The organism is Anaerolineaceae bacterium oral taxon 439 (assembly GCA_001717545.1).
Lineage (GTDB): Bacteria > Chloroflexota > Anaerolineae > Anaerolineales > Anaerolineaceae > Flexilinea.
The window spans coordinates 744,668-756,157 of the sequence record CP017039.1; the positions used below are offsets into that span (position 1 = coordinate 744,668).

The window sequence follows — 11,490 nt, forward strand, 5'->3', positions numbered from 1 at the left end:
TGCACTTGTAAATAGCAGGCTAAAACATCCGTTTCTGGATGAATTATTCCGCAGGATTGGAAATAGCCGAGAAACTTGCGGGCATGCCGCAATCGAAAAAGTTATGCCGGAGGCAGATATGAAGCAATATAAAAGTATGATTTTCGTTCTTGTCATGATGATCGCGGTGCTGATTGTCAGTACCGCAGCCGTCGACGCCCAATCGGCGTCTATACCGGCGTATACGATTACCAGCGTTACCGCCGGATTGGAAGTCACGGTCCAGACGAAGGATTTCCCCGCGAGTACGGATTTCGTCGTCCGGATGCGCGATTTTGACGCGGGCGGCAACGCGATGAGCGTTGCGAGGTTTAATTCCGGCGCCGGCGGCGCGTTCGGGCTGGCGCTTCCGATTCCGTCGGAAGTCGCGGGCGCGCGGACGATCGAAATGACGATCGTTTCGGCCTCGGACCCGTTCGGGCTCAGTATCACGTCGCAGTTCGCGAACGGCGGGCCAGGCGGTAAAGTCAGCTGCAACTACAGCGTCATTCCGACGTTTAATCTCGACGCGGTCGCGAAAAACGGGAGCGTCACGGTTACGACCGCTAAATTTCCGCCGAATTCGACGTTCAAGGTTAAGATGGGCGTGATTACCGGCGGGTCGATCGTTCGCTATGGGATTAAGGGGTTCTCGACGTACGAGCTTCCGGATCCGTACTATGACGGGTCAATCGGGCCGATCGTTCCGTTGCCGTGGAATCTTCCGTATGTGCCCATTGATCCTTCGTTATATACGTATAATCTCCCGGATCCCGTCGTTCCGCCCTGCTGGCCGACCGGGCAGGACTGCGCTTATACAACGATTACCGTTCCGGGCAGCGGGACGATTTTCAGCGGGATCGAAGTCGGTACGTACGAGTCGATCGATGGCTCGCCCCAGACGGTCTCGTATCCGATCCCCACGGAGCTTAAAGACGTTTCCCCGATCATCCTCCGTTTCGAGGATCAGGGTCCCTGCGGAATCTATTCGTTCGGTTATTTCTGGAACGCGGATTTCCCCGTCGCGGGTACGGTTCCGACCGTCGAGATTCAGCCGATCCGGTAGGTAATAAATCCGGAACGGAAAGGCCCATAGCCGGAACGGCGCGGGGCGGGTCTCCTGCGGCGGCGCAGGATGATCCAGGGTTTCAAATTGCCGGCGGATTGCCAGATACCTCGAATGGGGCGGCGATCCGTCGGTTTTTTGTTCAGAGAGGAGATCTATGATTGTAGTCTTGAAGAAGGATCCGGACGAACGTCAGCTCGATAATTTAATCCAGTGGCTTAAGAGTTTAAACCTGGATGTTCATCTGAGTTCCGGGATCAACACGACGATCGTCGGGCTGGTCGGGGACACATCGGTCGTCGATATCGACCTGATCCGTGCGCTCGATATCGTTTCCGACGTTAAACGCGTTCAGGAGCCGTATAAAAACGCTAATCGCAAGTTTCATCCGGACGATACGGTTATCGAGGTCAGCGGGATTAAGATCGGCGGCGGAAACCGCGTCCTGATGGCCGGGCCCTGTTCCGTTGAATCCGAGGATCAGATCGTCGAAATCGCGAAACGCGTCAAGGCCGCGGGCGCGGCTTTTTTACGCGGCGGCGCGTTCAAGCCGCGGTCCTCGCCATACGCTTTTCAGGGGCTGGGAAAGGTTGGGCTGGAGCTGCTGAAAGTCGCGCGGGCGGAAACGGGGCTGCCGATTGTGACGGAGCTGATGACCTCGTCGCAGCTGCCGCTTTTCGACGATATCGACGTGATTCAGATCGGCGCGCGCAACATGCAGAATTTTGACCTGCTGAAGGACGTCGGACACAGCGATAAACCCGTCCTGCTCAAGCGCGGGCTGGCGAATACGCTGGAGGAATTGCTGATGAGCGCCGAATATATCATGGCGAACGGCAACCACAATGTGATGCTCTGTGAGCGCGGGTTCCGGACGTTTGAAACCGCCATGCGGAATACGCTCGATCTCGCCGCCATCCCCTACCTGAAAGAAAAGTCGCATTTGCCCGTGATCGTCGATCCGAGCCACGCGACCGGAGCGGCGGCGCTGATTAAGCCGGTCTCGCTGGCGGCGACGGTCGTCGGCGCGGATGGGCTGATTATCGAAGTGCATAATAATCCGGCGAAAGCGTTCAGCGATGGGAAGCAGTCGCTGACGCCGGACGCGTTCGACGACGTCGCACGCTCGGTCCGGCAGCTCTATCCATACGCTTACGATTTATGGAAAGAGGGACGGTTATGAAGATCGGGATTATCGGGTTGGGCTTAATTGGCGGCTCGATGGCGAAGGCGCTGAAAAACCGGACGGAAAACGTTGTCTTTGGCTATGATCAGTCCGAATCGATCCGGCTCAGGGCGCGATTGCTGGACGCGATCGACGGCGAGCTTACCGTGGAGAATATCGGAGAGATGGACGTCATTCTCGTCGCGCTCTATCCGAAAGCGGCGATCGAGGCGGTTCGTGAAAACGCGCCGCGGTTTAAGAAAGGCTGCGTCGTGATGGATCTCTGCGGTGTGAAAGAGGCGGTCTGCGAACCGATTCGCCGCTTCGCGGAAGAGAACGGTTTTACGTATATCGGGGCGCACCCGATGGCCGGACGCGAGTTTTCGGGGTTCAGTTATTCGACCGATACGCTTTTCGACGGCGCGTCGATGATCCTCGTTCCGTTCAGCGGTACGGCGATCCAGACGGTTCAGGCGGTCAAGCAGCTTTTTACCGCGATCGGATTCACGAATATTCAGATCTCAACGCCGGAGGAGCATGACCGCATGATTGCGTTCACGTCGCAGCTGGCGCATGTCGTTTCCAGCGCGTATATCAAGAGTCCGACCGCGCTGCATCATATCGGTTTCTCCGCCGGTTCGTATCGGGACATGACGCGGGTCGCCAGGCTGAACGAAGCGATGTGGACCGAGCTGTTCATGGAGAATCCGACGTATCTGGTCGAAGAGATCGATACGCTGATCGCGAATTTACAGGCTTACCGCGACGCGCTCGCGGCCGGCGACCGGGACCGCGTTTATCATCTTCTGAAAGAGGGGCGCGAGCGGAAAGCGATTATCGACGGCGGCGGGTCATGAGCGCGGGCGGGGAAGAGGCCCGGACGCGGCGGGTCCCGGTCGAAACGTCGCAGGGGGCTTATGAGGTGACGATCGGGCGCGGGTTGACCGCCCGGCTGGGCGCAATGATCCGAGAGCGGTTCGGCGCGCCGCGGATCGGCGTTATTTCCGATTCGACGGTCGCCTCGCTGTATCGGGAAACGCTGAGCGCGTCGCTGGCGGAAGCGGGATTGGACGTCCGGTTTTTCGATTTTCCTGCGGGTGAATCGCGAAAGACGTTTGAAACGGTCGGCGCGGCGCTCGATTTCCTGGCGCGGGAGCGGTTTACCCGAAGCGATTTCGTTCTGGCGTTCGGCGGCGGCGTCCCGGGCGATCTGGCTGGCTTTGCCGCGGCGATTTACCTGCGCGGGGTCCGTTTTCTTCAGGTCCCGACGACGCTCCTGGCCGCGGTCGATTCGTCGGTCGGCGGGAAAACGGGCGTCGACCTTCCGCAGGGTAAGAATCTCGCCGGCGCATTCTGGCAGCCGTCGGCGGTGTACTGCGATCCGGATTTCTTCCGGACGCTTCCGGACGAACGGGTCGCCGAAGGTTACGCCGAGATGATTAAGCATGGCCTGATCGCCGACGAAGCGTACCTGCGGCGTCTGGAGACGCTCGGTCCGGGGGATGGGATCGAGGAGATAATCGCGCGATCTGTCGAGATCAAGGCTTCGTTCGTCGCCGCCGATACGCGCGATACCGGGCTGAGGCAGACGTTAAATTTCGGTCATACGTTCGGTCACGCGATCGAAAAGGTTTCGGCCTACAGCGTCAGCCATGGCTCGGCGGTGGCGATCGGGATGATGATGGCGTGCCGGGCGGCGGATCGGCTTGGGCTTTCCGAATCGTCGATGACGGCGCGGCTGGAAGCGCTGCTGCGGCTGTACCGCCTCCCAACCGGGACGGCTTACGGGGCGGAGGAGCTCGCCGGCGCGGCGCTTAGCGATAAAAAGCGGAGCGGCGAGACGATTCAATTCGTTTTTCCGATCCGCGCCGGGGCGGCCGCGCTCGTTCCGGTCCCGGCCGCCGATATCCCGCGGGTTTTCCGGCTGGGGCTCAGTTAGAGGAGAAGGACGATGACAGCTTCTGTGATGGTTATTCAACCAGAATATTTATCCGGTTCGGTTCAGGCGATCCCGTCGAAATCGGACGCTCACCGGCGGCTGATCTGCGCTGCGCTCTCGGATAGCGAGACGGCGATTACGATCGGCCCCGATCCGCTTGGCGATGATATTCAATCGACGATTCACTGCTTACGGGCGTTGGGCGCGCGGATCGTTCGTGCCGACGACCGTCGGATCGTCGTTTATCCGGTCCGTCACGACTTGAGCGAGCATGAGGAAGTGATTCTGGACTGCGGCGAGAGCGGGTCGACGCTTCGCTTTATCCTTCCGATCGCGGCCGCGTTGGGCCAGAGGGCGACGGTTATCGGGCATGGCCGGCTCCCAGAGCGTCCGATCGACGAGCTGATAGCTTCGCTGGCAGGGAACGGCGCGGTTTTTTCCTCGGATCGGCTTCCGCTGAAGATTGGCGGCCAGCTTCACGCGGGGTCGTTCCGGCTCTCGGGGGGTGTTTCTTCGCAATACGTTTCGGGGCTCCTTTTCGCGCTGCCGCTCCTTTCCGGACCGTCCCGGATCGAGCTGACGACGCCGCTGGAATCGGTGGCATACGTCGATATGACGCTCAGGACGCTTCGCGAGTCCGGCGTCCGAATCGAAGTTGACGCGAACGATTACCGGATCCCGGAGGGTCAGAAGTTCGACATGCCGGAGCAGGTCATGATCGAAGGCGACTGGTCCAACGGGGCTTTTTTCCTGGCGGCCGGGGCGATGAATACGCCGGTTAATGTCGCGGGGTTGTCTCCGACGTCGGCACAGCCGGACGTGAAGATTATCGAGGCGATTAACGATTTCGGTTCGGACGCGATCCGGGTCCGAAATGGCTATTCGGTGTTCTCCAGGCCGATGCGCGGGATCGTTTTTTCGGCGCGCAATACGCCGGATCTGGTCCCGATCATTTCGGTTTTAGCCTGCGCGGCGCAGGGGACGACGCGGATTATCAACGCCGGACGCCTTCGGTTTAAAGAGTCGGACCGGCTTCGGACCGTCAGCGTGAACCTCCGGGCGTTGGGCGCGGAGATTGAGGAGGACGCCGATTCGCTGACGATCCGTGGCGGGGGGACGCTCCGCGGCGGCGAGGTCGACGGAAGCGGGGACCATCGGATCGTTATGGCGATGGCGGTTGCGTCGACGATCTGCGAAGAGCCGGTTGTGATCCGGGGGTGGGAAGCGGTCGAAAAGAGTTATCCGACCTTTTTTGAGGATTTTAGGAGTCTGGGCGGGGTGGCTGATGTTCTCGATCGGGAGTAGGTTCAGGCTGACGATTTTCGGTCAGTCGCATTCGCGGGCGATCGGCGGCGTCGTCGAAGGGATTCCCGCCGGGACGCGGCTCGATCTGGACGCGATCCGCGCTTTTGCGGCGCGCCGGGCTCCGGGCCGGGAGCTGACGACGCCGCGAACGGAAGCGGACGAACCGGTTCTGCTGTCGGGGGTCGATGAGCGGAATGTCTGCTGCGGCGCGCCGCTCGCGTTCCAGATCGAAAATACAGATACGCGGCCGCGCGATTACGCCCGTCTCCGGGACGTCCCGCGCCCGATGCATTCCGATTACGCGGCGGCGGTCAGGTACCATGGGTTTAACGATATCCGCGGCGGCGGCCAGTTTTCCGGACGGCTGACCGCGCCGCTCTGTTTCGCCGGGGCGATCGCGGCGGGGCTGTTATCCGAACGCGGGATCGCCGTCGGTTCGCATGTGGCTTCGGTCGGGCCGGTCGACGACGAGCGCTTCGATCCGCTGAACGTCGGCGCGGAACAGTTGGCGTCGCTGCGGAAGATGACGCTGCCGGTGCTGTCGGAGAGGGCGGGGAACGCGATGCGCGCGCTGATCGAGGAGGTCCGCGCGGACGGGGATTCGGTCGGCGGGACGATTGAATGCGCCGCAGTGGGCCTTCCGGCGGGCTGGGGCGATCCGATTTTTGACGGCGTTGAAAATCTTCTAGCTCGGGCGCTTTTCGCGATTCCGGCGGTTAAAGGCGTCGAATTCGGCGCGGGGTTCGACTCGGCGCGGATGCGCGGGTCGGCGCATAACGACGCTTTTGAGATCGGCGATGCCGGTTCGATCCGGACGCGTTCGAACCGGCATGGCGGTATTTTGGGCGGGATCACGACCGGAATGCCGCTCGTTTTCAGGGCTGCGATAAAGCCGACGCCGTCGATCGCGATCGAACAGGATTCGGTCTCTCTTTCGCGGCGGGAAAACGTAAAGCTGACCGTCGCGGGGCGGCACGATCCCTGTATCGCGCTGCGGGCTTATCCGGCGGTCGAGGCGGCCGCGGCGCTCGTTTTAGCCGACCTGATGACAGACGGCGGAAAGGCGGGGTAGAGGAAAATGGACCTTCAGCGCACGCGATTGGCGATCGACCGGATCGATCGTGAAATGGTCGGGTTGATGTGCGAGCGGATGCGGCTTGCGGCGGAGATTGCCGCCTATAAACGGGAAAATGGCCTTCCGGTCGGCGATCCGGCGCGGGAGCGGGAAATTCTGGAGCGCGCCGCCGCGCAAGCCGGGCCGGAGCTGGCGCGGTATATCGAGGCTTTTTACGCGGCGGTTTTTGAAATCAGCAAGGGCTATCAGACGGAGCTGATCGCCGCGGCTCCGCCGCTCAGCGGCCCGGAAAAGGGCGCATGTACGGATTAATCGGGCGCCGGCTGGGGCATAGCTATTCCGCACCGATCCATCGCGCGCTGACGAACGGCGCGTACGATTACCGGCTGATCGAGGTCGAGCCCGACGCGTTAGCGGATTTCCTCAGGTCGCGGGAATTCGACGGCCTGAACGTGACGATCCCGTATAAGCGGGCGGTGATCCCGTTTCTTGACGCGCTGACTCCGGACGCGGAACGGATCGGCGCGGTGAACACGATTTTCCGCCGCGGCGACCGCTGGATCGGCGATAATACCGATGCCGCCGGGCTGCGGTACGCGTTGGAGCGGATCGGTTTGGATCCGGGCGGGAGACGCTGCGTTATTTCAGGGAACGGCGGGACGTCGCGGACGGCGGCTGTGGTCCTGAGCGAGCTGGGCGCGGCGTCGGTTCGGCTTGTCTCCCGGCGGGAGGGGACCCCGTTTGAACGGGCGGGGACGCTTGATGATACCGAGCTGATCGTCAACGCTACGCCGCTCGGCATGTCGCCGGAAACGGACGGCGATCCGCTCGATCTGACGCTGTTTCCGAAGCTGATCGGCGTATTCGACGCGATTTATAATCCGCTTTCGACCCGCTTTTTGCAGCGGGCGCAGCGGCTGGGCCTGATCCAGGGCTGCGGGCTGCGCATGCTCGTCGCGCAGGCGAAGGCGGCGGCGGAACGGTTCCTGGACGCTCGGTTGGATGACGGGGCGATCGAGCGCGTTTATCGGGAGCTGCGCGCCGGGACGGAGAACCTGATTCTGGTTGGAATGCCCGGGGCGGGGAAGACCGCGGTCGGACGCGCTCTGTCGGCGCTGTCGGGGAAGCCGTTCGTCGATCTGGACGCGGTTTTTGTCGAGCGCGCCGGGATGCCGATCCCGGAGTATTTCGCGCGTTTCGGCGAAGCCGCTTTTCGTCAGGTTGAAGCTGAGCTCTGCGCGGAGGTTGGGCGGAAGACCGGTCAGGTCGTCGCGACCGGCGGCGGCGTCGTTCTTCGCGAGGAGAACCGGATTCATTTGCGGCTGAATGGGTATGTCGTTTTTTTGGAACGCGAGCTTTCGAAGCTTCCGACCTCGGGACGTCCAGTGTCGCAGGCGGCCCCGTCGCTGCGGGCGTTATACGAAGAGCGGCTGCCGGCGTATCGCGCCTGCGCCGATGTCAGCGTCGTGAACGATGGATCAAAGGCGTCCGTCGCGGCGCGGATTCTTGAACTTTATCGGGAAAGGCTGGGAACGCTATGAAAATACTGGTGATCAACGGACCGAATCTGAATTTTCTCGGGATCCGCGAGCCGGAAATCTACGGCGCGACGCGTTATGAGACGCTGGTTGAGATGATCCGGGCGCGGGGCGCGGAACTGGGGCTGGAGACCGTTTTTTTTCAATCGAATCATGAAGGCGCGCTGATCGATCGGATCCAATCCGCGTATTCGGACGGAACGGACGGGATATTGATCAATCCGGCCGGGTTCACGACGACGAGCGTCGCGATCCTGGACGCGCTGAAAGCGGTCGGGCTTCCCGCCGTCGAGATCCATCTCAGCAATATTTTTGAGCGGGAAGCCTTTCGGCAGGATTCGCTGATTCGGCTGGCCTGTTTCGCGACGGTCGTCGGGAAAGGAATTCCCGGTTATTTCGAGGGACTTGCGCTGCTGAAAGAGCGGCTGACCGAAGGGAAGGCTCATTCGGAAACGCCCCGGACTTCGTAAAGGGTCCTCTGACGGCGTTATCCGTTCCTGCCGCTGACGTTCGCGGATTCGAACGTCGCCATGTCGCGCAGCACGTTCAGCGCCGCGTCGATCAGCGCGAACGACAGCGCCGCGCCGGTGCCTTCGCCGACGCGCATCTTCAGGTTTAACAGCGGCTGCCGCTCCAGCAGGGTGAGCAGCGCGGCATGGCCGACTTCAACGGATTGGTGCCCCGCGATCAGGTAGTCGCGAACGCCTGGGTTGATTTCGGCGGCGAGCGCGGCCGCGACGGTTGAGATCAGTCCGTCCATGACGAGCGGGACGCGGTTAGCGGCGGCCGCCAGCGTTACGCCGGTCATCCCTGCGATTTCGAATCCGCCGATTTTCATCAGGATATCAAACGGGTCGTTCCGGTCGGGGCGATTCACGGCGAGCGCGCGTTCGACGACGGCGATTTTCCGCGCCAGTCCGGTTTCGTCGACGCCGGTCCCGCGTCCGGTGACTTCCGCGGCGGGTTTCCCGGTCAGGACCGCGGTAATCGCCGCTGAAGGGGTTGTATTCCCGATCCCCATTTCGCCGGTCGCGGCCAGCTGGACGCTGGAACGGAACGCTTCTTCGCCGATCTCATATCCGACGGTCAGCGCCTGATCGAGCTGCGCGGCGGTCATCGCCGGTCCGATAGCAATATTCATCGTTCCGCGGGCGACTTTGCGGTGGGTAATGGGGAGCGACGGATCGAAGTCGTACGCGACGCCGATATCGGTAATCCGGACTTCGGCGCCGAGCTGCCGGGTCAGTACGTTAATCGCGGCTCCCTGGTTCAGGAAGTTCATGACCATTTGCGGCGTGACGGACTGCGGATAGGGGCTGACCCCCTCGGCGCAGACGCCATGGTCGGCGGCCATCAGGAAGACGGTTTTCCGTTTCAGGTCAGGGAGCGGGTCGCCGGTCATTCCGGCAATCTGAATGGAGAGCGTTTCGAGATCGCCCATGGATCCGAGCGGTTTAGTCAGGGTTTGCTGCCGCGCGGCGGCCTGATCGGCCGCTTTGCGGTTGAACGCGGGGATATGGACGTTTTTGAAATTCATTCTATCTCCCTTTTCTGGAGTGGATCTGATTTGTTGATCTGTCTTTTGCTCTCCGGCACGAACCGCCGTCGGCGTTTTACTTCCGTTGGCGCCGCGTTCGTGCGGCGATCATGATCAGGAATAGCAGGAGCAGCAGCGCGCCCATCCGCCAGAGCTGGAAATCGTCGCCGATCCCGGTATTCGGAAGCGCGGTAGGGATCAGGTGCGCCTGATGATCCGGAAGCCCCGGATCATCCTCGCTGTCTCCGATCAGCGGCGCTTCGAACGTCGCGGTTGCGGCCTGAAGGGGCCGCTGCGTTGGGATTTGGGCGAGGGCCTTCGTTGCGGTCGCGCGGTTGAACGGGAGCGGGAGAATCGGGCGCGTCGGGACCGCCTGCGTCACGATCGGGAGACCGATCGACTGGGTCGCAGTGACGCTGAGCGGCGGGGCGGGCTGAATCGGCTGATTCCCTGCGGGGATCAGCGTCGGAGGGTTTGGGATTTCCGAGGTCACGAGGTAAAACGGTTCTTCGCCGTTTTCAGCGTACATCGGCTCGTCGTCTAAATCGCTCTTCGCCGTCGGCGCAGCGTTTTTCGCGTCCGCTTCTCCCTGAGACGGGAGCGGCAGGACGGCTTCCGGCGTCCGCGTTGGAAGCGGGGTTTCGGTGGGTGGGAAGAAGAAATTCGCGATAGACGCGAAAAAACCGCCGTTCGGTTCGGCCGTCGGAGAAACGGGAAGCCCGTCCGGGAACGCGTTTTCGGCGAGCGGGATCCCGTTTCCGTTCGCGCTCGTCGGAACGGAGACGGATGGCGTTTGAGTCGCTGGCGGGCCGGCGAAGAAGATACGGATCGATTCGAAAAAGCCGGGCGTGTCGGTCTCGGTCGGTTGGAGCGCTGGCACGTCCGGTTCTCCGCTCGTCATGAACGGATCGGACGCGGCGGTTGGAAAATCGGTATGGGCCGCGTCTATGAGCGGCGCGGCTGCCGTGGTTGGATCCTCCGCCTGCGTCGCGCTCGGACTTTCGGCGAGGCTGCCGGTCGGCGCGCTGAACTCGGCCGCCGCCTGAGCGGTCTGGCCGGCGGGCTCTTCGGACGGGATTTCGTCTGGATCCGTTTCGTCCAACGTCCCGTTGACGGTCTTGTTGCCTGAGAAAAAAGCGGCGATCCGTCCGAAGAAGCCGGGTTCCTCGGTCGCGGTCGGGACTGGGTGGGCTGCGCCGTCGGCCTTCGCCGCGTCGATGCGTTCCGGCGCGTCGGTCGCTTCGTCCGGAACCGGTTCGGATGGGAACGGTTCGGAAGGCAGCGTTTCGGAAGGGAGCGCGACGGTCGGATTCGCGATCGAGACAGGCCGCGCGGTTCCGTTCAGCGGGTTCGGGTTGGCGTTGACCGGCGCGTTGGTCGGAACGGCCGGGTCTCCGGCGAACTCGAGCTGGGTCGGAAGGAGCGGCCGAGTCCCCGCGGATTCGGTTCCGTCCGCCGGGGCTGCTTCGGTCTCGTCCGCTGCCGGTTGGGGCGTAGCGGTCGGATGCGCCGCGCGCAGGGCGGTAAAACGATCAAAAAACGACGGAAGCGCTGTCGCGGGGACGCTCGTGACCGTCGCTTCGGGCGCGGATTCGGTTCCGTCGGCATCGAGTTCGCCAAATGGGGCGGCGTCGCTCGCGATCGGGACCGCGGACGTTTCTTCCGGCGTACGGATGTCCTGGCGCCGGGTCCCGAAATAAACCGCGGCGCAGCCGATCAGGACGACCGGAATGACCCACCATGGGAATCGGTTCCCGGGCCGTTTTTTATTTTCCTTTCGGTTAAACTCGTTTTCAAACGTTTCGAAAACCTCATTTTCGTCATAGCTCATGGTAATCCTCCGGTTT

The 11,490-nt window shown here is 62.1% G+C and carries 11 protein-coding genes; 9 read left to right on the plus strand and 2 right to left on the minus strand.

Features of this window, described 5'->3' with window-relative positions; genetic code table 11:
* Positions 1 to 118 precede the first annotated feature (118 nt).
* The 9 genes from BEQ56_03465 to BEQ56_03505 all read left to right on the plus strand — a co-directional run bounded on the left by BEQ56_03465 (position 119) and on the right by BEQ56_03505 (position 8,576).
* Positions 119 to 1,084, plus strand: a complete 966-nt coding sequence (locus BEQ56_03465; GenBank protein AOH42616.1) for a hypothetical protein — start codon at positions 119 to 121, stop codon at positions 1,082 to 1,084.
* A 157-nt stretch (positions 1,085 to 1,241) separates the two neighbouring features.
* Positions 1,242 to 2,267, plus strand: a complete 1,026-nt coding sequence (locus BEQ56_03470) for a 3-deoxy-7-phosphoheptulonate synthase (protein ID AOH42617.1) — start codon at positions 1,242 to 1,244, stop codon at positions 2,265 to 2,267.
* Positions 2,264 to 3,106 carry a dehydrogenase gene (locus BEQ56_03475; protein AOH42618.1) on the plus strand — a complete coding sequence of 281 codons (843 nt, stop codon included), beginning with the start codon at positions 2,264 to 2,266 and terminating at the stop codon, positions 3,104 to 3,106. The genes BEQ56_03470 and BEQ56_03475 overlap by 4 nt, the downstream gene beginning before the upstream one ends.
* A gap of 65 nt (positions 3,107 to 3,171) precedes the next feature.
* Entirely contained in the window at positions 3,172 to 4,188 is a 1,017-nt protein-coding gene (locus tag BEQ56_03480; protein AOH44386.1) for a 3-dehydroquinate synthase, read from the plus strand.
* A 27-nt stretch (positions 4,189 to 4,215) separates the two neighbouring features.
* The gene (locus BEQ56_03485; protein ID AOH42619.1) at positions 4,216 to 5,493 is read left to right on the plus strand and encodes a 3-phosphoshikimate 1-carboxyvinyltransferase; all 1,278 of its coding nucleotides are present in this window, start codon (positions 4,216 to 4,218) and stop codon (positions 5,491 to 5,493) included.
* Complete coding sequence (locus BEQ56_03490) at positions 5,474 to 6,565, plus strand: chorismate synthase (GenBank protein ID AOH42620.1); 1,092 nt, start codon at positions 5,474 to 5,476, stop codon at positions 6,563 to 6,565. The genes BEQ56_03485 and BEQ56_03490 overlap by 20 nt, the downstream gene beginning before the upstream one ends.
* Before the next feature lie 6 nt (positions 6,566 to 6,571).
* Positions 6,572 to 6,880 carry a hypothetical protein gene (locus tag BEQ56_03495; protein ID AOH42621.1) on the plus strand — a complete coding sequence of 103 codons (309 nt, stop codon included), beginning with the start codon at positions 6,572 to 6,574 and terminating at the stop codon, positions 6,878 to 6,880.
* Entirely contained in the window at positions 6,868 to 8,109 is a 1,242-nt protein-coding gene (locus BEQ56_03500) for a hypothetical protein (GenBank protein AOH42622.1), read from the plus strand. The genes BEQ56_03495 and BEQ56_03500 overlap by 13 nt, the downstream gene beginning before the upstream one ends.
* On the plus strand, positions 8,106 to 8,576 hold the full coding sequence (locus BEQ56_03505; GenBank protein AOH42623.1) for a 3-dehydroquinate dehydratase: 471 nt from the start codon (positions 8,106 to 8,108) through the stop codon (positions 8,574 to 8,576). The genes BEQ56_03500 and BEQ56_03505 overlap by 4 nt, the downstream gene beginning before the upstream one ends.
* Positions 8,577 to 8,593: 17 nt before the next feature.
* Here BEQ56_03505 and BEQ56_03510 read toward each other — a convergent pair whose 3' ends face one another.
* The gene (locus BEQ56_03510) at positions 8,594 to 9,643 is read right to left on the minus strand and encodes a nicotinate-nucleotide--dimethylbenzimidazole phosphoribosyltransferase (protein AOH42624.1); all 1,050 of its coding nucleotides are present in this window, start codon (positions 9,641 to 9,643) and stop codon (positions 8,594 to 8,596) included.
* Between the two features lie 76 nt (positions 9,644 to 9,719).
* Positions 9,720 to 11,474 carry a hypothetical protein gene (locus tag BEQ56_03515; protein AOH42625.1) on the minus strand — a complete coding sequence of 585 codons (1,755 nt, stop codon included), beginning with the start codon at positions 11,472 to 11,474 and terminating at the stop codon, positions 9,720 to 9,722.
* Positions 11,475 to 11,490 lie beyond the last annotated feature (16 nt).

Coding starts and splice junctions, on each gene's coding strand:
- BEQ56_03500 (AOH42622.1), top strand. CDS start 6,868: ATGTACGGATTAATCGGGCGCCGGCTGGGGCATAGCTATTCCGCACCG.
- BEQ56_03495 (AOH42621.1), top strand. CDS start 6,572: ATGGACCTTCAGCGCACGCGATTGGCGATCGACCGGATCGATCGTGAA.
- BEQ56_03515 (AOH42625.1), bottom strand. CDS start 11,474: ATGAGCTATGACGAAAATGAGGTTTTCGAAACGTTTGAAAACGAGTTT.
- BEQ56_03470 (AOH42617.1), top strand. CDS start 1,242: ATGATTGTAGTCTTGAAGAAGGATCCGGACGAACGTCAGCTCGATAAT.
- BEQ56_03485 (AOH42619.1), top strand. CDS start 4,216: ATGGTTATTCAACCAGAATATTTATCCGGTTCGGTTCAGGCGATCCCG.
- BEQ56_03505 (AOH42623.1), top strand. CDS start 8,106: ATGAAAATACTGGTGATCAACGGACCGAATCTGAATTTTCTCGGGATC.
- BEQ56_03475 (AOH42618.1), top strand. CDS start 2,264: ATGAAGATCGGGATTATCGGGTTGGGCTTAATTGGCGGCTCGATGGCG.
- BEQ56_03465 (AOH42616.1), top strand. CDS start 119: ATGAAGCAATATAAAAGTATGATTTTCGTTCTTGTCATGATGATCGCG.
- BEQ56_03510 (AOH42624.1), bottom strand. CDS start 9,643: ATGAATTTCAAAAACGTCCATATCCCCGCGTTCAACCGCAAAGCGGCC.
- BEQ56_03490 (AOH42620.1), top strand. CDS start 5,474: ATGTTCTCGATCGGGAGTAGGTTCAGGCTGACGATTTTCGGTCAGTCG.